Origin of the sequence: Aquabacterium sp., from assembly GCF_030652515.1 — a bacterium.
GTDB lineage: Bacteria > Pseudomonadota > Gammaproteobacteria > Burkholderiales > Burkholderiaceae_C > Aquabacterium.
In genome coordinates this window covers 105,405-124,199 of sequence record NZ_JAUSAR010000169.1, presented here as the reverse complement: position 1 = coordinate 124,199, position 18,795 = coordinate 105,405, and the positions used below count along the sequence as shown (strand labels likewise).

Annotated in this window: 17 protein-coding genes; 12 read left to right on the top strand and 5 right to left on the bottom strand. The window is 62.4% G+C overall.

The genetic code is table 11. From position 1 onward, the window contains the following. The first annotated feature begins 3 nt into the window (after positions 1 to 3). Positions 4 to 1,398 carry a bifunctional UDP-N-acetylglucosamine diphosphorylase/glucosamine-1-phosphate N-acetyltransferase GlmU gene (glmU, locus tag Q7V20_RS19555; RefSeq protein WP_304795102.1) on the top strand — a complete coding sequence of 465 codons (1,395 nt, stop codon included), beginning with the start codon at positions 4 to 6 and terminating at the stop codon, positions 1,396 to 1,398. Positions 1,399 to 1,496: 98 nt separating this feature from the next. Further along, positions 1,497 to 2,387 (top strand): J domain-containing protein, encoded by an 891-nt coding sequence (locus Q7V20_RS19550; protein WP_304795095.1) that lies wholly within the window; start codon positions 1,497 to 1,499, stop codon positions 2,385 to 2,387. 14 nt (positions 2,388 to 2,401) lie between these two features. Here the strand turns inward: Q7V20_RS19550 and Q7V20_RS19545 are convergent, their stop codons facing one another. Beyond that, entirely contained in the window at positions 2,402 to 2,905 is a 504-nt protein-coding gene (locus Q7V20_RS19545) for an Lrp/AsnC family transcriptional regulator (protein ID WP_304795092.1), read from the bottom strand. Positions 2,906 to 3,075: 170 nt separating this feature from the next. Here Q7V20_RS19545 and glmS point away from each other — a divergent pair, with 170 nt between their 5' ends. The 8 genes from glmS to Q7V20_RS19505 all read left to right on the top strand — a co-directional run bounded on the left by glmS (position 3,076) and on the right by Q7V20_RS19505 (position 12,309). Further along, the gene (gene glmS, locus Q7V20_RS19540; RefSeq protein ID WP_304795089.1) at positions 3,076 to 4,959 is read left to right on the top strand and encodes a glutamine--fructose-6-phosphate transaminase (isomerizing); all 1,884 of its coding nucleotides are present in this window, start codon (positions 3,076 to 3,078) and stop codon (positions 4,957 to 4,959) included. A 59-nt stretch (positions 4,960 to 5,018) separates the two neighbouring features. Beyond that, positions 5,019 to 5,246, top strand: coding sequence for a type II toxin-antitoxin system PrlF family antitoxin (locus Q7V20_RS19535; RefSeq protein ID WP_304795087.1), 228 nt, complete (start codon positions 5,019 to 5,021; stop codon positions 5,244 to 5,246). Then, positions 5,246 to 5,647 (top strand): PIN domain-containing protein, encoded by a 402-nt coding sequence (locus Q7V20_RS19530; protein WP_304795085.1) that lies wholly within the window; start codon positions 5,246 to 5,248, stop codon positions 5,645 to 5,647. The genes Q7V20_RS19535 and Q7V20_RS19530 overlap by 1 nt, the downstream gene beginning before the upstream one ends. A gap of 366 nt (positions 5,648 to 6,013) precedes the next feature. Beyond that, positions 6,014 to 6,493, top strand: coding sequence for a hypothetical protein (locus Q7V20_RS19525; protein ID WP_304795084.1), 480 nt, complete (start codon positions 6,014 to 6,016; stop codon positions 6,491 to 6,493). Next, positions 6,480 to 7,217, top strand: a complete 738-nt coding sequence (locus tag Q7V20_RS19520) for a nucleotidyl transferase AbiEii/AbiGii toxin family protein (RefSeq protein ID WP_304795082.1) — start codon at positions 6,480 to 6,482, stop codon at positions 7,215 to 7,217. Before Q7V20_RS19525 ends, Q7V20_RS19520 begins: the two co-directional genes overlap by 14 nt. Positions 7,218 to 7,292: 75 nt before the next feature. After that, a complete protein-coding gene (locus Q7V20_RS19515) occupies positions 7,293 to 8,291 on the top strand; it encodes a class I SAM-dependent DNA methyltransferase (protein ID WP_304795080.1) in 999 nt (332 codons plus the stop codon). After that, entirely contained in the window at positions 8,251 to 8,742 is a 492-nt protein-coding gene (locus tag Q7V20_RS19510; RefSeq protein ID WP_304795078.1) for a hypothetical protein, read from the top strand. Before Q7V20_RS19515 ends, Q7V20_RS19510 begins: the two co-directional genes overlap by 41 nt. A 132-nt stretch (positions 8,743 to 8,874) precedes the next feature. Continuing rightward, entirely contained in the window at positions 8,875 to 12,309 is a 3,435-nt protein-coding gene (locus tag Q7V20_RS19505; RefSeq protein WP_304795077.1) for a type I restriction endonuclease subunit R, read from the top strand. Between the two features lie 50 nt (positions 12,310 to 12,359). Here the strand turns inward: Q7V20_RS19505 and Q7V20_RS19500 are convergent, their stop codons facing one another. From Q7V20_RS19500 to Q7V20_RS19490, 3 genes are all read right to left on the bottom strand, one after another. Then, entirely contained in the window at positions 12,360 to 13,013 is a 654-nt protein-coding gene (locus Q7V20_RS19500) for a TrkA family potassium uptake protein (protein ID WP_304795075.1), read from the bottom strand. A 10-nt stretch (positions 13,014 to 13,023) separates the two neighbouring features. Beyond that, complete coding sequence (locus Q7V20_RS19495) at positions 13,024 to 14,364, bottom strand: TrkH family potassium uptake protein (RefSeq protein WP_304795073.1); 1,341 nt, start codon at positions 14,362 to 14,364, stop codon at positions 13,024 to 13,026. Positions 14,365 to 14,474: 110 nt separating this feature from the next. Further along, positions 14,475 to 16,112 (bottom strand): GMC oxidoreductase, encoded by a 1,638-nt coding sequence (locus Q7V20_RS19490; protein ID WP_304795071.1) that lies wholly within the window; start codon positions 16,110 to 16,112, stop codon positions 14,475 to 14,477. 152 nt (positions 16,113 to 16,264) lie between these two features. Here Q7V20_RS19490 and tesB point away from each other — a divergent pair, with 152 nt between their 5' ends. Together tesB and Q7V20_RS19480 are read left to right on the top strand one after the other, a co-directional pair. Then, positions 16,265 to 17,137 (top strand): acyl-CoA thioesterase II, encoded by an 873-nt coding sequence (tesB, locus tag Q7V20_RS19485; protein WP_304795069.1) that lies wholly within the window; start codon positions 16,265 to 16,267, stop codon positions 17,135 to 17,137. Between the two features lie 65 nt (positions 17,138 to 17,202). Next, positions 17,203 to 18,069: a bile acid:sodium symporter family protein gene (locus tag Q7V20_RS19480; protein WP_304795067.1), complete on the top strand. Its 867-nt coding sequence runs from the start codon at positions 17,203 to 17,205 to the stop codon at positions 18,067 to 18,069. A gap of 30 nt (positions 18,070 to 18,099) precedes the next feature. Here the strand turns inward: Q7V20_RS19480 and Q7V20_RS19475 are convergent, their stop codons facing one another. Then, positions 18,100 to 18,753, bottom strand: a complete 654-nt coding sequence (locus Q7V20_RS19475; RefSeq protein WP_304795066.1) for a peroxiredoxin — start codon at positions 18,751 to 18,753, stop codon at positions 18,100 to 18,102. Between the last annotated feature and the right edge of the window lie 42 nt (positions 18,754 to 18,795).

Sequence of the window (18,795 nt, the reverse complement as noted above, 5' to 3'; positions counted from 1 at the left end):
CCCATGTCGCTTTCCATTGTCATCATGGCTGCCGGCAAGGGCACCCGCATGAAGTCGGCCCACCCCAAGGTGCTGCACAAGATCGCCGGTCGCCCCATGTTGTCCCACGTCATCAGCACCACCTCCAGCTTGTCGGCGGCGCAGCAGATCGTGATCACCGGGCATGGCGCCGATCAGGTTGAGGCCACCATGCGCCAGGCCTTCACCGGCCTGCCCTTGAGCTTTGTGCGGCAAGAGCCGCAACTGGGCACCGGCCACGCCGTGCAGCAGGCCGTGCCGGTGCTGCCCGATGAAGGCACCACCCTGATCCTGAATGGCGACACGCCCTTGATCGAAGCCGCCACCGCGCGTGCCCTGGTCGAGGCCTGTGGCGGCGACAAGCTGGCCTTGCTGACCATCCACCTGCCCGATCCCACCGGCTATGGCCGCATCGTGCGCGACGCCTCGGGCCAGAAGGTGCTGGCCATCGTCGAACACAAGGACGCCACCGAAGCACAACGCGCCATCACCGAGGTTTACACCGGTGTGATGGCCGCGCCCACCGCCAAGCTCAAGCAGTGGCTGTCCAAGCTGACCAACCAGAACGCGCAAGGCGAGTACTACCTGACCGACGTGGTGGCCCTGGCCCAACTGGATGGCGTGACCGTGGTGGCCGCGCAGCCGCGCGATGAGGTCGAGGTGCTGGGCGTGAACAGCCCACTGCAACTGGCCGAGCTGGAGCGCCGCCACCAAGGTGCCCAGGCTGAGCGCCTGATGGAACAAGGCGTGCGCCTGGCCGACCCGGCCCGCTTCGATCTGCGCGGCACGCTGCAATGCGGTCAAGACGTGGACATCGATGTCAATTGCCTGTTCGAAGGCACCGTGAGCCTGGGCGACCGCGTTCAGATTGGTGCCAATTGTGTGATCCGCAACGCCACCTTGGGCGCGGGCGTGGTCATCCAGCCTTTCACGCACATCGATGGCGACACCTTGGGTGTTTCGGTGGGCGAGGGCGCCATCATTGGGCCTTTTGCACGCCTGCGCCCAGGGGCGCAACTGGGCCCTGAGGTCCACATCGGCAACTTTGTCGAGGTCAAGAATTCAACGCTGGGCCGAGGCTCCAAGGCCAACCACCTGGCCTACCTGGGCGATGCCACCGTGGGTGAGCGCGTCAACTATGGTGCGGGCAGCATCACCGCCAACTACGATGGTGCCAACAAGCACCGCACCGTGATCGGCAACGATGTGCAGGTGGGCTCCAACTGCGTGCTGGTGGCGCCCATCACCGTGGGCGATGGCGCCACCATCGGCGGTGGCAGCACCCTGGGCAAGGACGCGCCTGCAGGCCAGCTCACCGTGGCGCGTGCCAAACAGGTGTCATTGGCCGGTTGGCAGCGTCCGGAAAAGATCAAACGCTGAAAAAAATTGCAATCTCGCGCCTTCACACCGGGCACAGGGGGCGGGGCTGTCGTTAACATGACGACATTACATCCCCTCCATTGCAGGACTGCCCGGCCGTGAACCATTACGACTGCTTGAAAGTCACCTCGGATGCGCCCACCGAGGTCATCCGGGCATCCTATCGGGCACTCGCGGGCAAGCGCCACCCTGATCGCCAGGGCGGCACCATGGGGCGCGATGACCAGATGCACGACCAGATGGTGGCCATCAACGCCGCCTACGAAGTGCTGATCAATCCCGAGTTGCGCGCCGAATACGACGCGTCCTTGCTGGCCGCGAAGGCCAGAGCCAAGGCCAAGCCCGTCACCGGCAACGCTGCCAAGGCCCTTGAAGTGGCCGAAGACAATGACGGCTTTTCAGAAACCCGCGTGGACATCGACTGGATCACGCCCAAGCCTTCCGGGCCCACCCCGCTGTGGCCGCTCACACCCAACCGCAAATACGCGGCCATGGCCATGGGTGTGCTGCTGCTGTCGTCCGCGATCTGGACGGGCTGGTCGGTCGTGAGCCGACACCAGATGGACAAAGCCTTGTCCGATCAATATTCCACTCACCCGCTTGAGCACGCGTCAGGTGAGGATCAAATGGCGAGCGTGGCTGACATCAGGCCCACCCCCGAGGTGCGGCCTGTGCTGCCGCGCCCCCCCGAGGTCGCTGAAACACCTGAGGCCGTGCTGGCCGCCGAGCAGGGCGTGCCCCCCAGCAGCCCCCAGCCCGCGCCACCCAGTTTTGAGCGCCAACCCACGGTGACCGAGCTGTCCAAGTTGTCCGACGAGGAATTGATGGCCATCTTGCCCAGCCTGGGTGAATTGCAGCCGGCCAAGGGTTCGTTCTCGCGCCAGGTGGCCAGCACGCAGCACCACCCCCTGGATGGCAAGCCGCTGAACCTGCGGCAAGAGCGGCAATTGGTCGATCCCCTCGCCCCCGAGGCCTTTCCCAAGCGCTGAAGCTGTTTGCTGCCTCAGCCCTGAGTTGGCAAAGGCAGGGCGGTGCCAAACTTGGCCCGCTTGACCGCGAAGAAGGCGCGCACATTGCGCACCTGGCTGTCTTCGGTGAACAGTTGCCGCGCCAAGTCTTGATAGCTGGGCATGTCGGCCACCTGGATCACCAGCACGAAGTCCGGCCCTGGCGAGACGCGCCAGCATTGCTGCACGCGGTCGTCGGCCACGGCCTTGGCCTCAAACGCGTCCAGCGCTTCTTGCGTTTGCTGGTCCAGGGTGATTTCGACCAACACCGACAAGCCCCAACCCAGCGCCTCGGCCAGGCGTTCGGGCGACAGCACCGCCACCTGCTTTTCAATCAGGCCCGCGTCCCACAGGCGCTTGACGCGGCGGTGGCAAGTGGCGGGCGACACCTTCACCAATTCAGCCAGGGCCTGGTTCGACAGGGTGGCGTCTTTCTGCAACAGGGCCAGCAGTTGCAGGTCGGTGGCGTCGATGGAGGATGACGTGGTAGCGTTGGTCATGAAAGATTATTGCAAATACAAGCCAGCATTTGCATGATGATTTTCTGATCTGATGGAGGTTGAATTTTCATTCAAAATATGCCATTAAACAAAACAACATTTCCCGGCATAAGTCCTAGCATCGACCCCTTCTGTTGGATTGGCCCCGTGTGGCCTCAGGGAGCATCAGCATGTGCGGAATCGTCGGCGCCGTTGGATCGCGCAACATCACCCCGGTTTTGGTCGAGGGCCTGAAGCGGCTTGAATACCGTGGCTATGACTCCTGCGGCGTGGCCGTGCTGCAAGACTCGCAACTGCGCCGCTCGCGCAGCACCGAGCGCGTGTCCGAGCTGGGCGCCCTGATCCAGGCCGACGGCATCAACAGCACCCTGGGCATCGCCCACACCCGCTGGGCCACGCACGGCGCGCCCGCGGTGCACAACGCCCACCCGCACTTTTCGCACGGCACCGGCAAGGATGCCGCCAAGACCAAGCCCGGCCACATCGCCCTGGTGCACAACGGCATCATCGAGAACCACGAGGCCCTGCGCGCCGAACTGCAAGCCAAGGGCTACGAGTTCCTCAGCCAGACCGACACCGAAGTCATCAGCCACCTGGTGGACCACCTGTACGACGGCGACCTGTTTGCTGCCGTCAAGGCCGCCACGCTGCGCCTGACCGGCGCCTATGCGATCGCGGTGTTTTGCAGTGACGAACCGCAGCGCGTGGTCGGCGCCCGCCAAGGCTCGCCCTTGATTTTGGGCGTGGGCGGCGTGGATGTTAGCGAACGCTTTCTAGCGAGTGACGCCATGGCCCTGGCAGGCGTGACCGACCAGATCGTGTACCTGGAAGAAGGCGACGTGGTTGACCTGCAACCCGGCCGCCACTGGATCGAGAACCGCGCTGCGGGCGCCAGCGAACACCAGCGTGTGGATGCCGCCGAGCGCCCTGTGCGCACCGTGACTGTTCACAGCGGCGCGGTGGAGCTGGGCCCCTACCGCCACTACATGCAGAAGGAAATCTTCGAGCAACCGCGCGCCATTGCCGACACGCTGGAAGGCGTGGTCGCCATCACGCCCGACCTGTTTGGCGACAAGGCGCTGGAGGTGTTTGGCAAGATCGACCGCGTGCTGATCCTAGCCTGCGGCACCAGCTACTACTCGGGCTCGGCCGCCAAGTACTGGCTAGAATCGATCGCCAAGATCCCCACGCAGGTGGAAGTGGCCAGCGAATACCGCTACCGCGACAGCGTGCCCGATGCGCGCACCCTGGTCGTCACCATCACCCAATCTGGCGAAACGGCCGACACCCTGGCCGCGCTGAAGCACGCGCAAAGCCTGGGCATGAAGCACACGCTGACCATCTGCAACGTGGCCACCAGTGCCATGGTGCGCGAATGCGCGCTGGCCTATGTGACGCGGGCGGGTGTGGAAATTGGCGTGGCCTCGACCAAGGCCTTCACCACGCAATTGGCCGCCTTGTTCTTGCTGACCTTGACGCTGGCCAAGTTGCGCGGCCATTTGAGCCCCGAGCAGGAAACCGAGCACCTGACCGACATGCGCCACCTGCCTGTGGCCTTGCAATCGGTTTTGGCGCTCGAGCCGCAGATCATCTCGTGGGCCGAATCGTTTGCGCGCAAGGACAACGCTTTGTTCCTGGGGCGTGGGCTGCATTACCCGATCGCCCTGGAAGGCGCGCTGAAGCTGAAGGAGATCAGCTACATCCATGCCGAGGCCTACCCGGCGGGTGAGTTGAAGCACGGCCCGTTGGCACTGGTGACGTCAGAGATGCCCGTGGTGGTGGTGGCGCCGCATGACACCTTGCTGGAGAAGCTGAAGAGCAACATGCAGGAGGTGAGGGCGCGTGGGGGTGAGCTGTATGTGTGTGCGGATTCGGACACGCACATTCAGGCGGAGCCGGGGCTGCATGTGATCAGGTTGCCGGAGCACTATGGGGCGTTGAGCCCGATCTTGCACACGGTGCCCTTGCAGTTGCTGGCGTATCACACGGCTTGTGCGAAGGGGACGGATGTGGACAAGCCGCGTAACCTGGCCAAGTCGGTGACGGTGGAGTGAGGTAGGCTTGCTTTTGACTTGAGGATTCCTTACATTTGAATGAATGTAAGGAGATTGTCATGTCTGAATCAACCGTCACCAGCAAGGGCCAGATCACCATTCCTGCGGACATCCGCAAGGCTTTGGGCTTGTCCACCCAGGATCGTGTGGTCTTCACGCCATTGCAAGATGGCACGGTGGTGATGCGGGCCAAGACCCGCTCTATGGTCGATTTGAAGGGCTTGCTCAAGCGGCCACGTGGCTCGGCCAAGGTTGCCATTGATGACATGAACATCGGGCGCGACTGATGGCCGGCTTGGACACCAATGTGCTGGTGCGGTGGTTGGTGGATGACGATGCTCGTCAATCGGCGGCGGTGGGTGCGTTGTTGGCCAAGGTGCGGTCTCGCGCAGAAACCTTGTTGGTGCCTACCACCGTCATCCTGGAGTTGGAATGGGTGCTGCGCTCACGCTATGGCTTTGACAAACCGACCGTGATCAAGGCTTTCAATGCCTTGCTTGAAACGCAAGAGATCGCATTTGAGAACGAGGCTTCGGTCGAGCAAGCGCTTCACCTGTATCGGGAGGGCGCTGTTGATTTTGCCGATGGCCTGCATGCGGCCGCCTGTGCTGCGTTGGGCCAAGCGCCATTGCTGACGTTTGATCGGGGGGCGGCGAAGACGGAATGGGTTGAGCTGCTGGGGTCTTAAGTCAGCTTGCGGCCAAGCCGCGAAGCTTGTCCCTCAGCGCAACCCGAAGAATCCGAGCACGAAAAGTACGATGACGACGGCACCAACGATCCAGACAATTTGGTTCATGACAGATGTCCTTTTTTGGCGCGGATTGGGTAAAAGCGAGACAGGTCGGCGCACATCGGCATGGTCCCGCTTGAACCAATCTAAGCCTGATCGGGTAGTTGGTCTGTGCGTTGGCGAACGTTCCCAGTCAATGCCAATCACCCAGGGCGATCCGCGAACACCGCCGGTCAGTGAGTCAGGGCCCATCACTGATAGATTTTATTGACATGAGGGTCAATATTTTATAAATTGACGCTAATGTCAATCAACCAATCACTTTTGACCCAAGTGCTCTGCGCTGCCAAGGTTGCGCAACTCGATCAGGCGCGCTTGGCGCAGGTGGCGGGTGTCGCGCCTGAAACGATCTCTCGCGCCAAGAAGCGCGGCACGATTGACTTGAGCACCTTGCAAGCCCTGGCCCAAGCGGCCGGGTTGACGCTGACCTTGTCTGGCCCGGCAGCGCCTGCCCCTGCGGCGCTGAAGGCGCCCATCAGGCGCTCGTCGCTGGCCGACCCATTGCGCGGTTTGGCCTGGTCCAATGCCGCCATCTCCGATGAGGTCCTGGTGCGCAATGCCTTGAAGAAAGGCTCGTTCAACTTGGTGCTGGAGGCGGTGCTTGAGCACGGGCTACCCTTTGTCCAGAAGCAGTGGGCCTTGATGCGCTCGGATGCCGATGTGGGTTTGTCGGCGCGTGCCTTGGCCGACATCAATCGCAAGCTGGCCAACATTGAACGAGGCTTGCGCCATGCTGCGGCCTGACACCGAACGCCTGTGGCGCTTCCTGCAAGGGCAGTCGACCTTGGGTGGCTTTGTGCTGGTGGGCGGCACGGCTTTGTCGATGCACCTAGACCACCGCATCAGTGAAGACCTGGACTTCATGATCCCGACGCCCAGGTTGCCTCGCCATGCGATTGAGGGTTTGAAACGCTTGTCGCATGCCAGTGGTTTCAACTTCGTGCCCAACGACAGCCCCGAGGGCTTGGCCGAGTTTGAAGACACGGGCATGGATTACCACGACTACCAGCAAGACTACGTGGTCGGTGGCAGCGTGAAGCTCACCCTGGTGGCGCCGGACCCTGAAGTGAAAGTGCTGCTGCGTGCGGGCGTGCCCGACCGGCCACGGGTGGCCAGCCTGGAAGAGATTTTCCGATTGAAATGCATTGCGTGTGCTAATCGGTCCAAGACACGCGACTGGCTCGACATGTACGTGCTGCTTCAGCGCGGCTTGTTTCAACCGCTGGACATTTACCGCACGTTTGAATTGGCAGGTGTGCCGGTGAAGTTCGACATTGCCATGGGGCGCATGTGCTCGGGCAAGGTGGGTTTGTTGGATGAAGGGTATGAGTCGTTGTTGGATGAGCCGCCTTCGGTGGCGGGCATGCAGGCCTATTTCAAGGGTGTGCGTGATGACGTTGAGGCGGAGGTGGCGCGGCTGAAGGCGCTGGAGCGAATGGCTCCCGCCTCAAAGGGCGCGCCCATTTGATCCCGCACAATCCATCTCCAGTCCAACAACGACCTGCCCGCGCGCACGTCGACCGGCTTTATTTTCAGATCATCGATGACCGCCAACGCTTTCCACAACATTGCCAAGATTGAAGACAGCCTCTGGGAAGCCGCCGATCAGCTCCGTGCCAACTCCAAGCTGACCAGCAGCGAGTACTGCATGCCGGTGCTGGGCGTCATCTTTTTGCGCCACGCCACCAACCGCTACGAGGCGGCCGTCAAGGCCATCACGGCCGACCAGGCCGCAGGCAAGATGCCCAAGCGGCCCCTGGTGAGAGGGGATTTCTACAAACGCCGCGCTTTGATGCTGCCTGAATCGGCCCGCTATGGCGCCTTGCTCAAGCTGCCATCTGGTGCCAATTTGGGCACCGCCCTGGTCGAGGCCATGACCGCCATCGAGGCCGACTTCGAGCCCCTGGCGGGCCAACTGCCCAAAGACTACGACCGCTTCGACAACAAGCTGCTCGAAGATCTGCTGCGCGCCTTTGATTCAGACACCCTGCGCAACGCCACGGGCGATGTGTTTGGCCGCATCTACGAATACTTCCTGATGAAGTTCGCCATGCAGGGCGCGCAAGACAACGGCGAATTTTTCACCCCGCCCTCGCTGGTGCAGACGCTCGTCAACGTGATCGAGCCTGACCACGGCGTGGTGGCCGACCTGGCCTGTGGCTCAGGCGGTATGTTCGTGCAAAGCAGCCATTTCATCGAGCACGAAGGGCTGGACACCATGAAGCGTGTCACCTTCTACGGGCAGGAGAAAACCGCCACCACCATCCGCCTGGCCAAGATGAACCTGGCCGTGCATGGCCTGGAAGGCGACATCCGCGAGGCCAACACCTTCTACGACGACGTGCACCGCCTGCAAGATGGCCGCCCGCTGTGGGGCCACTGCGATTTCATGATGGCCAACCCACCGTTCAACGTGGACATGGTGGATGCCCGAAGAGGGCATCGACTGGGTGAAGGTAACGATCCAGCGCCGCATTGCCAAGCCCGAGGTGATGCGCCTGATGGCCGAGGCCGACGCACGCTACCAATTGACGCAGCGTGAACGCATCACCCTGGGTGTGCTGGCCCAGACCGAAGGCATGACCGCCCGTGAACTCGGCGCCGTGCTTGAAACCGATGGCCCGGAGGAGCTGGTGGTGTGGCTGGGCCGCTTGCAAGCCTTCAGCGTGGTGCACACCACGGGCAAGACATCGGGCATGCGCTACTTCGTGGCGCCGGATCACTTGCGCGGCGTGCAGTTGGATCACACCACCACGCTCAGCCGTATTGAACCGCACCGCTTGCAGGCCTTGATCCTGGAGGATCTGGCGCGCTACCCGGGGTCATCCACCACCGATGTCAATCGGCGCATCGGCGCTGAAATCTCCGCCAAAACCGTCAGGCGGGCGCTGGACGATTTGGCCGAATCCGGGCAGGTAAGCTATGCAGGCGAGCGGCGGTGGCGGCGTTACAGCCTGTTGTCGGTGCCGGGCCATCAAGGACACGGGGAGTAGAGTTTCTATGAAAGCTGGGTTTCATGAACCAATTGACTTCGCTAAGTCATTGATTTGCATGGATTTTTGTAAAGGACAAAACGCTGATTTGTCCTTTATGAACCTTGGCTTTGTCCGATAGAGCACCGCGCCATGGCCTACACCGACATCAACAGCGAAGACCGTCTGGTGCAGGCCACGTTTGCCAATCACCTTGAAAACGCCTTGGGCTGGGACAGCGTGTACGCCTGGAACCAGGAAACCTTCGGGCCCACCGGCACCCTGGGCCGCGCCCATGAGCGCGAGGTGGTGCTGGTGCGCGATCTGCGCGAAGCCCTGATCAGGCTCAACCCGCAACTGCCCACCGCCGCCATCAACGAGGCCGTCACCAAGCTCACGCACCACGACCACGCGCGCTCACTGCCGCAGCACAACCAGGCCTTCTACCAACTGATGCGCGATGGCGTGCCGGTGAGCTACCGCGATGCCCAAGGCCAACTCCGCCACGCGCAGGCGGCGGTGATCGATTTCCGCACGGCCAGCAACAACCGCTTCCTGGCCGTGCGCGAGCTCAAGATCACCGGCTTGCGCACGCCCAACTACAACCGCCGTGCGGACCTGGTGTGCTTCATCAACGGCCTGCCGGTGGTGTTCATCGAACTCAAGGCGGTTTACAAGAACATCCGGGCGGGCTTCGATGGCAATCTGCGTGACTATCTGGATGACAACGTCATTGCCCATGCCTTTCACCACAACGCCTTTTTGATCGTCAGCAATGGCGACAAGGCGCGCTATGGCTCCATCACCAGCACCTGGGAGCACTTCAACGAGTGGAAGCGCCTGCACGAGCAGGACAAGGGCAATGTGGCCGCCGAGGTGCTGCTCAACGGCATGTTGGACAAAGTCCGTTTGCTGGACATCATCGAAAACTTCATCTTGTTTGATGCCAGCAAGGCGGGCGCGGTGCGCAAGGTCGTGGCGCGCAACCACCAGTTGCTGGGCGTCAACCAGGCGGTGGCGGCGGTCGTGCGCCAGGAGGCGCTCAAGCGTCAGTTCCCGGTGGGCGAGCGCCTCACCCACCGTGTGATCGAGCTGCCCTTGCCGGGCGTGGGTGAAGCCGCCAATGAATCTTGGGCCGCCTATCCGGAAGCCGCAGAGTTGTTGCCCGGCTACGAGGTCATCAGCGAGGCGGTGCCCCCACCGCAAACCATTGAGATCGTGGAACGCGCACACCCGGATCTGGGCCGCCTGGGTGTGGTCTGGCACACCCAGGGCAGCGGCAAGTCTTACTCCATGGCTTTTTTCGCCGAGAAGGTGCGGCGCACGGTGGAGGGCAACTTCACCTTCGTGTTGATGACCGACCGCGATGACCTGGACAGCCAGATCTACAAGACCTTCGTGGGCTGTAGCGTGGCGGGCGACCAAACGCCGCGTGCGGGCAATGGCAAAGAGTTGGAGCAACTGCTCAAGCAGAACCACCGCTATGTGTTCAGCCTGATCCACAAGTTCAACCAGGCCGTCAAGCCCGACGCGCCTTACAGCGACCGGGACGACATCATCGTGATCTCGGACGAGGCCCACCGCACCCAGTCGGGCAAGCTGGCTCGCAACATGAGGCTGGCCCTGCCCAATGCGGCGTTCATCGGTTTTACCGGCACGCCGCTGTTCAAGCACGATGAACTGACCAAGCGCATTTTCGGTGGCTACGTGTCGCGCTACGATTTCAAGCGCAGCGAGGAAGATGGCGCCACCGTCAAGCTGGTCTATGAAAACCGGGGTGAAAAGCTGGGCTTGGCGCGCCTGGACTTGAACGAGAAAATTGCCGCCGCCGTTGATGCGGCTGACCTGGATCCCGATCAGAACGCCCTGCTGGAAAAGCTGCTGGGCAAGGACTATGAAGTCATCACCGCCGACCCTCGGCTGGCCAAGGTGGCGGCTGATTTTGTCGAGCATTGCAGCACACGTTGGGAGGCTGGCAAGGCCATGCTGGTGTGCATCGACAAGATCACCTGTGCGCGCATGTTGATGTTGATCGAACCTGCGTGGAAGGCCAAGGCGGCCATGGTTCGCGCTTTGGCCGATGCCAAGTTGGTGGACATTGCCGCAGCCACGGACGACGAGAACAGGCAAGTGCTTCACGCACAACGTGACCGCTTGCTGGCCAAGGCCGACTGGATGGATGAAACCATCCTGGAAATCATCATCAGCGAAGCCCAGAACGAAGTGGCCGACTTCAAGAAGTGGGGCTGCGACATCATTCCTCACCGCGCCCGCATGAAGCTGGGCTTTGAGACGGCCGATGGCAAGCGGGTGGATGTTGAAACAGCGTTCAAAAATCCCAAGCATCCCTTCAGGGTGGCCATCGTTTGCGCCATGTGGCTGACCGGGTTTGATGTGGAATGCCTGTCAACGCTCTACATTGACAAGCCCATGCGCGCCCACACGCTGATGCAGGCCATTGCGCGCGCCAACCGCGTCTACCCCGGCAAGGATTTTGGGCTGATCGTGGACTACAACGGCATGCTCAAGAGCTTGCGCGAAGCCTTGGCGCAATACGCCTTGGGTGACGATGGGGGTGAGGCCGACATCGTGGTCCCGATTGAGGAGCGCGTGGCCGCCTTGCAAGATGCCATTGCCGTGGCCGAAGCGCATTTGCAGGGGCTGGGCTTTGACCCGGCTACCTTGCTACGCGCCAAGGGCTTTGGCCGCATCCAGGGGCTGGCCGATGCCGTTGAAGCGGTCTACACCGATGATGAATCCAAGAGGCGATTCGAGATCCTGTCCCGGGTGGTGTTCGGCCGTTTCAAGGCCCTACTGGCCGAGCCTTCCGCACTGGCGTATGCCGAGCGGCACGACAACCTTGAAGCCATTTACAAGAAGCTCTCTGAACGCCGTGACACGGCGGACGTGACCGAGTTGCTCAAGGTGCTGCACCGCATTGTCAATCAGGCCATTGCGACGCAGGGGCCAGGTGTCGATCAGGCCGAAGGCCTGACCATCGACCTGACGCAGATCAACATGGAAAAGCTGCGCGATGAGTTCGCCAGGAAGGTCAAGCGCAAAGCGACGGCGATTGAAGACATCCGCCAGATCGTCGAGGACAAGTTGGCGCAAATGCTGGCGCTTAATCCTCTGCGCATGAACTATGAGAAGAAATACCAGGAGATCATCGCCGCCTACAACCAGGATAAGGACCGGGCCACCATTGAAGACACCTTTGCCAAGCTGATGGATTTGGCCAATGGCATTGATGCCGAGCAACGCCGCGCCTTGGAAGAGGGCCTGAGCGAAGCGCAGTTGGCATTGTTCGATCTGCTATTGCGTGACAACCTGACCAAGGCCGAGCGAGATCGGATCAAACAAGCCAGCCGTGAGTTATTGGCTGGGGTGTTGAAGGTGATCGCGCCCTTGGACCACTGGACCGAGAAGGAGCAGACCCAGGCTGAAGTTGAGACCTTCATCCTGGACAGCGTCTATCAAGAACTGCCCGATCCGCCTTACACATCGGAGGATAAGCAAGCATTGGCGGCCTTGGTCTATCGGCACATTTGGCAGCAGAGCGTCAATGATCAGAGCGCACAGCGATGAGCTTTGACAAGGGGAGTCCCTTCGACTCTGACCGAAGGTGCCTCTTCGATTCAGTACAGTGCCGCGAACTTCTTGATCAGCGGTGTCGGCCCGGCCAGGATCAGGTGGTCGCCCGGCTTGATCTCCGTGTCGGGCTTGGCGTAGATGAAGTCCTGGCTGCGGCGCTTGATGCCCACCACCGTGATGCCGTATTTCTTGCGCACATTCGACACGGCCAGTGTCTTGTTGTGCGTTTCCATCGGTGCGCGGGTCTTGGCGATGGCGAAACCGTCGTCGAACTCGATGAAGTCGATCATCTTGCCCGTCACCAGGTGTGCCACACGTTCGCCCATGTCGGCCTCGGGGTAGATCACGTGGTGCGCGCCCACGCGCTCGGCAATGCGCCCGTGCTGCGGGCTGTTGGCCTTGGCCCAGATGTCTTTCACGCCCATCTGCGCCAGGTTCAGCACCGTCAACACGCTCGCCTCAAGGTTGGTGCCGATGCTCACCACCGCATGCGAGAAGTCCGTCACTGACAGCTGTTGCAGCGCCTGCAGTTCGGTTGAATCCGCCTGGACGACATGCGGCAGTTCGTGCGCCAGGTCCTGTACCACCTCCGCGCTGGCGTCCATGGCCAGCACCTCGTGCCCTGCGGCCACCAGCGACCGCGCCACGCTGGCGCCAAAGCGCCCCAGTCCGATGACGACCACGCTGTCGCCCCGCATTGAGTTTGATTTAGCCAACAATCGGTTTTTCCTCGGGATAGCGGTACGCCCTGGGTACCTGGTTGATCGCCAGCGCCAGCGCCAGCGTCACAACGCCCACGCGCCCAGCGTACATCAGCGCAATGATCACGCCCTGCGCGGCGGGCGGCAGGTCGGCCGTGATGCCGGTGGACAGACCCACCGTGGCGAAAGCCGACACCACTTCAAACAGCAGCTTGTCCAGCGGCAGGTGGTTCGCCAAGGGAATGATGGCCAGCAGCCCCAGCGACACCGCCGTGCCGCTGAGCACCAGGATGGACAGCGCCTGGCGCTGCACCGGCGTGGAAATGCGCCGCCCGCGAAACTCCACATCGGCCCGGCCGCGGATCTCGCTCCACACCACCAATAGCAGCAAAAACACCGTGGTCACCTTCACACCGCCGGCCGTGCCCGCGCTGCCGCCACCGATGAACATCAACACATAGTGCAGCACCAGCGATTCGAGCCCCAGCGCGCCGATGTCCACCGCGTTGAAGCCCGCCGTGCGCGCCGACACCGAGGTGAACAACGCCGCCAGCCATTGGTCGAAGAACCCCAGCATGCCGAGCGTTTTGGGGTTGTTGCGCTCTACCAGCCACAGTCCAAGCGTGCCCAGAAACACCAGCGCCGCCGAGCCCCACACCGTCAGCGTGGTGTGCACCGACCAGCGCGCTTGCCGCTTGCGGCGGTTTGCCCAGAGCTCGGTGATCACCGGAAACCCCAGGCCGCCCACCACGATCGCCAGCATCAGCGGCGCCAGCACCCAGCCGTCGGTCAGGTGGCGAATCACGCTGTCGGGCCAGGTGGAAAATCCCGCATTGTTGTAGGCAGACACCGCATGGAAAGTGCCGTGCCACAGCGCCTGCGACCAGCTCAGGTCCATCTTCATGGCAAAGCGCACCGTCAGCCACAGCGCCACCGTCGCCTCGCACACCACCGTCACCACCAGCACCATGCGCGCCACCGAGCGCACATCGCCCAGCGACAGGGCATGCGTCTCCGATTGCAGCAACATTCGCGTGCGCAGCTTCATGTGGCCACCGATCAACAGCCCCATCAGCGTGGCCGAGGTCATCATCCCGAAACCGCCCAGCTGGAACAGCGCCATCACCAGCCCCTGGCCCAGCGGGCTCCAGTAGGTTCCCGTGTCCACCACCACCAGCCCGGTCACACACACCGCCGAGGTGGCGGTGAACAGCGCCGTCAACCACGGCGCGCTCTCGCCGCTGGCGCTGGCCCAGGGCAGCATCAGCAGCGCCGTGCCCAGCAGGATGGTGGCCATAAAGGCCAATGCCAGCACGGCGGCTGGGTGGGTGGGCAGGTGGTTATTCATGGGTAGGAGCGCAGGCCGCGGTGCACCAGCGGCCCGGGCATTGTCTCTCATCGACCGGAGTTCCACTTTGGGTCGAAACCAACTGCTTTTTCACGCCAAGCTGGCGATCCTCAAATGATCGTGCCGATGTCGTTCTGCACAATCCGGTCAAGCGCCCGCTCCACAATCGCAGCAATCGTCATCGACGGGTTGCAAGCACACGTGGCCCCTGGCATCAAGGCCCCATCCAGCACATACAACCCGCGCTGCCCCTTCACCCGGCCTTCCAGATCACACACAACGCCGATGCAGGCGCCCCCCAGCGAGTGCCAGGTGGTGTTGATCAAGTCATTGGTGTTGGTCAACTTGGCACCGGGGCCGGCGATGGCGGTGAGCCGATCCTTGATGCGCTTGTTCACCGCGGCATCGCCGCCCGAGGGCCACTTCAATTCCACCTTGTCGGTCAACCAGTTGTAGACGAACTTGCCCCGGCTGTCGCTCATGCCGTAGCCCACCAGCATCGTCGCCTTGGTCGACGACGTGGTGCTGGACACGGCCGCAGCAGAAGGCAGCAGCGCCGAGGGCATGGCGCTTGTTGAACTGCTGCTCTTGCTGGGCGGTGGCAAGGAGGCCTGGATCACCGTGTTCGCGGGCTGGTGGGGGTTGTTCCACTCCTTGCTGCCAAAGACCACCGGGCCACCTTGCACAGGGCCGAAGTCTTCATTCTCGTTCGCCCAGACGTAGATCTGATCCGCGTTGGTGCCGTAGCCCTGGCCCACGCCGTCTGGCAGGCCGGTGATGTCACCACGGGCTTTGGCACGCACCAGCAGCTTCGACGTGTTGATGGTGCCCGCGGACAGGAACAGACTCTTGGCCGTGATGACCTTGCGCTCCAGCACGGTGCCCGTCTCATCCGTGCGGTCCACCTTGATCACCCACGAGCCGTTGCGCGCACGGGCAATGCTGGTCACGTGGTGCAGTGCCGAAACGGTGACGTTGCCCGTGGCGATGGCCTGCTCGATGTAGGTGACATCGACCGAATGCTTGCCGCCGTTGTTGACGCCGAGCGCACAGTCGCCATTGGTGTACGAGGGCTTCATCTCTCCCCGCAGTTCGGCCAGCGCGTAGTTCCAGTCGATCGGCATCGGGATCTTCTGCAGGTCGTAGCCTGCGGCTTGTACCTTGGTGGCGAAGAGGCGTGCGGCCTGGTAGTTGGGGCTGTTGACCAGGGCATCGGGCGCCGTCTGCAGTTGCAGCATCTGAGCCACGCGCGGGTAGAAGACGGAGGCCATCTCCGCGTAGTCGATCGATGGGAAGCAGGCCTTGAACAAGGCCTCCGACGGCTGCAGCGTCATGCCCTGGTACATCAGCGAGCCGCCGCCTACGCCAGCCGGGGTGACCGCGATGATGCCCTGGCCGACAAAGGGCTCCAGCAGGCCCGCGTAAGGGTTCCAGCCGATGCGCTTGCCATTCACCTCGGGCCACGCGGTGTAGAACAGGTCGCGCTTGTCCAGCGTGGTGGCATGCGGGAAGGTTTCGGCATTGGGGCCTGTTTTCCACCAACGCCCGCGCTCCAGCACGAGGACCTTGATGCCCGCCTGGCCTAGGCGCAGTGCGGAGACGCCGCCACCGAAGCCCGAGCCGATCACCACGACGCGTTCTTGCGAGGTTGTCACGGGAATGCTCGCGCTGGCCGTGCCTGGCAAGGAGGCCCCGGCCACCGCGGCCGCCGCGCCACCCAGGAATTTCCGTCGATTCAATCGGTCCATGCTCAATCCTTCAATGTCTATGCACTACCCTGGATTCTTGGAGATCGAGGCGCCAGCCACAATGGCCGGGGCGGCCAAGTGTTGGCTTGGGCGATTAGGGAAACCCAGGCTTCCGTTCCCCGATAATCAAGCGAATTCGCTGGAGGAATGACATGAGCAACGTGATGCAGGAAGTGCTGGATCTCCTCGATCTGGAAACCATCGAGCGGGGCATTTACCGTGGCACCAGCCGCAACTTCTTTGGCAAGAATGTGTTCGGTGGCCAGGTGCTGGGGCAAGCCCTGATGGCCGCCGGGCGCACCGTGGAAGGCAGGTTGCCCCATTCCATGCATGGCTACTTCCTGCGCGCGGGCGATGTCACCGCACCCATCGTTTACCAGGTGGAAAACATCCGGGATGGCAAAAGCTTTTGCACCCGCAATGTGAAAGGCATCCAGCACGGCGAGAACATCTTCCTGATGTCGGCGTCTTTCGCCGTGCACGAAGATGGGCTGGAGCACCAGACGCCCATGCCGCAAGTGGAGGGGCCCGATGGCATCCCCAGCGAGCACGAACTCCGCCAGCTGATCGCGCCCATGATCCCGGAGAAGATCCGCGGGGTGTTCGAGCGCGAGCGGCCCATCGAGATCCGGCCGATTGACCCGGTCAATCCCTTCGCGCCCGTGAAGAAGGAGCCGCAGCGCCGCCATTGGATGAAAGCGCAGAGCCGCCTGCCAGACGATCCTTTGCTGCACATGTGCATCCTGGCTTTCGCCTCGGATTTTGTATTGATGAGCACGGCCATGTTGCCCCATGGTGTCTCGTATGTTCAGTCGAACATGCAGTCGGCCAGCTTGGACCACGCCATGTGGTTCCACCGCGATTTCCGGGTCGACGAGTGGCTGCTTTATGACATGGACGCACCCAACGCATCGGCATCGCGGGGCATGAACTTCGGGCGCATCTTCACGCAGGTCGGTGCGCTGGTGGCCACCGTGGCGCAAGAGGGGCTGATGCGCCTGCGGGAAGTGCCTGAGAAGTATTGATGGATGGAGCCTGCCCGCTGTGGGCATGCTCTACTTTGATTGCGGCCCCTTGACTTGGGAAACGAATGCGCCCTGACCTTGCCTCCACCTTGTTGCTGCCTGCCAGTCTGGCGTTCATCATGTTCTCGTTGGGGCTGGGCCTCACGGGGGCAGACTTCGTTCGCATCTTGCGGCAACCCAGGGCATTGCTGGTGGGTGTGCTGTGCCACTTCATTCTGTTGCCACTGGTCTGCTATGCCCTGGTGCAGGCTGCTGGCATCACCGGTGCCTTTGCGGTGGGCTTCATGATCCTGGCGTCCTGCCCCACAGGCACCACGTCCAATCTGCTGACCTACCTGGCGCGTGGCGATGTGGCCCTGGCCTTGAGCTTCACGGCCGTGGCCAGCGTGATGACGATTTTCACCTTGCCCCTCATCGTGTCCTGGTCCCTGGCGCACTTCGCGGGAGCCTCCCAGGAGGTGGCGGTGCCGGTGGGCTTGATGATGGTGAATGTCTTCGCGATGATGGGGCTGCCGGTCAGCCTGGGCATGGCCCTTCGCGCCTGGCGTGGCGCCCTGGCCAAGAAGCTGGAGCCGGTGTTGACCAAGATCTCCACCTTGCTGTTCGTGGTGGTGGTGGCGGTGGCCGTGGTCAAGAACTGGGCATTGGTCCAGGATCACTTCACGACCTTGGCGCCCGTGGCCCTGGTGCTCAATCTGAGCATGTTGGCAGGCGGTTTCTTCGTGGCCTGGCTGGCGCGGTTGCCTCGCCAGCAAGCGGTCACCTTGGGCATCGAGACGGCGGTCCAGAATGCCACGCTCGCGCTGGTGATTGCCGCAACGGTTCTGAACAATGATGCGATGGCCGTGCCAGGGGCGGTTTATGGCGCCGTCATGTACGGCGGTGGCTTGCTGTTTGCCTTGGCCATGCGGCGGTTCACGCCGCAGGCATGAGGTGGCGCTGCCGCCGGATGCGTGCCCTGCTTACTTCGGCGCTTTGGTGGTGCGCAGGTAAGGCAGCTTCACATCGATGCTGCCGTACTTCTCGCGGGCCTGGTCGTCGTTCAGCGAGAGGGCGACCACCACGTCTTGGCCCACCGTCCAGTTGGCGGGCGTGGCCAGCGGCACGTTGAAGGTCAGCTGCAGGGCATCCAGCGCGCGCAGCACTTCGGCGAAGTTGCGGCCCACCGACATCGGGTAGGTCATGGACAGCTTGAGCTTCTTGTCCGGGCCGATGATGAACACCGAGCGCACGGTGGCGGTGTCATTGGCGGTGCGGCCATCGGGCAGGTAGGCCTCGGCGGGCAGCATGTCGAAAGCCTTGGACACGGCCAGGCCTTCGTCGGCAATGATGGGGAAGCCTGCGGGGCAACCTGCAACGGCTTCGATGTCGCCCTTCCACTTCTTGTGCGCTTCCACGCCATCGACGGACACGCCGATCACCTTGGTGTTGCGCTTGGCCCATTCGGCGGCCAGTTGGGCCACGGCGCCAAACTCGGTGGTGCACACGGGCGTGAAATCTTTGGGGTGAGAAAACAGGATGGCCCAGCCGGAGCCGATCCAGTCGTGAAAGCTGATGGGCCCTTGATCGGTCTCGGCCGAGAAATTGGGGACCAGGTCGTTGATGCGAAGTGCCATGGGATGTACCTCCAGGTTGTCGGGCAGGGTATGGTCAGTCAG

What these genes read in the sequence shown, in the direction of transcription:
- glmU (WP_304795102.1), top strand. Translation starts at nt 4, where the DNA reads ATGTCGCTTTCCATTGTCATCATGGCTGCCGGCAAGGGCACCCGCATG.
- Q7V20_RS19545 (WP_304795092.1), bottom strand. Translation starts at nt 2,905, where the DNA reads ATGACCAACGCTACCACGTCATCCTCCATCGACGCCACCGACCTGCAA.
- glmS (WP_304795089.1), top strand. Translation starts at nt 3,076, where the DNA reads ATGTGCGGAATCGTCGGCGCCGTTGGATCGCGCAACATCACCCCGGTT.
- Q7V20_RS19535 (WP_304795087.1), top strand. Translation starts at nt 5,019, where the DNA reads ATGTCTGAATCAACCGTCACCAGCAAGGGCCAGATCACCATTCCTGCG.
- Q7V20_RS19530 (WP_304795085.1), top strand. Translation starts at nt 5,246, where the DNA reads ATGGCCGGCTTGGACACCAATGTGCTGGTGCGGTGGTTGGTGGATGAC.
- Q7V20_RS19520 (WP_304795082.1), top strand. Translation starts at nt 6,480, where the DNA reads ATGCTGCGGCCTGACACCGAACGCCTGTGGCGCTTCCTGCAAGGGCAG.
- Q7V20_RS19515 (WP_304795080.1), top strand. Translation starts at nt 7,293, where the DNA reads ATGACCGCCAACGCTTTCCACAACATTGCCAAGATTGAAGACAGCCTC.
- Q7V20_RS19510 (WP_304795078.1), top strand. Translation starts at nt 8,251, where the DNA reads ATGGCCGAGGCCGACGCACGCTACCAATTGACGCAGCGTGAACGCATC.
- Q7V20_RS19505 (WP_304795077.1), top strand. Translation starts at nt 8,875, where the DNA reads ATGGCCTACACCGACATCAACAGCGAAGACCGTCTGGTGCAGGCCACG.
- Q7V20_RS19500 (WP_304795075.1), bottom strand. Translation starts at nt 13,013, where the DNA reads ATGCGGGGCGACAGCGTGGTCGTCATCGGACTGGGGCGCTTTGGCGCC.
- Q7V20_RS19495 (WP_304795073.1), bottom strand. Translation starts at nt 14,364, where the DNA reads ATGAATAACCACCTGCCCACCCACCCAGCCGCCGTGCTGGCATTGGCC.
- Q7V20_RS19490 (WP_304795071.1), bottom strand. Translation starts at nt 16,112, where the DNA reads ATGGACCGATTGAATCGACGGAAATTCCTGGGTGGCGCGGCGGCCGCG.
- tesB (WP_304795069.1), top strand. Translation starts at nt 16,265, where the DNA reads ATGAGCAACGTGATGCAGGAAGTGCTGGATCTCCTCGATCTGGAAACC.
- Q7V20_RS19480 (WP_304795067.1), top strand. Translation starts at nt 17,203, where the DNA reads ATGCGCCCTGACCTTGCCTCCACCTTGTTGCTGCCTGCCAGTCTGGCG.
- Q7V20_RS19475 (WP_304795066.1), bottom strand. Translation starts at nt 18,753, where the DNA reads ATGGCACTTCGCATCAACGACCTGGTCCCCAATTTCTCGGCCGAGACC.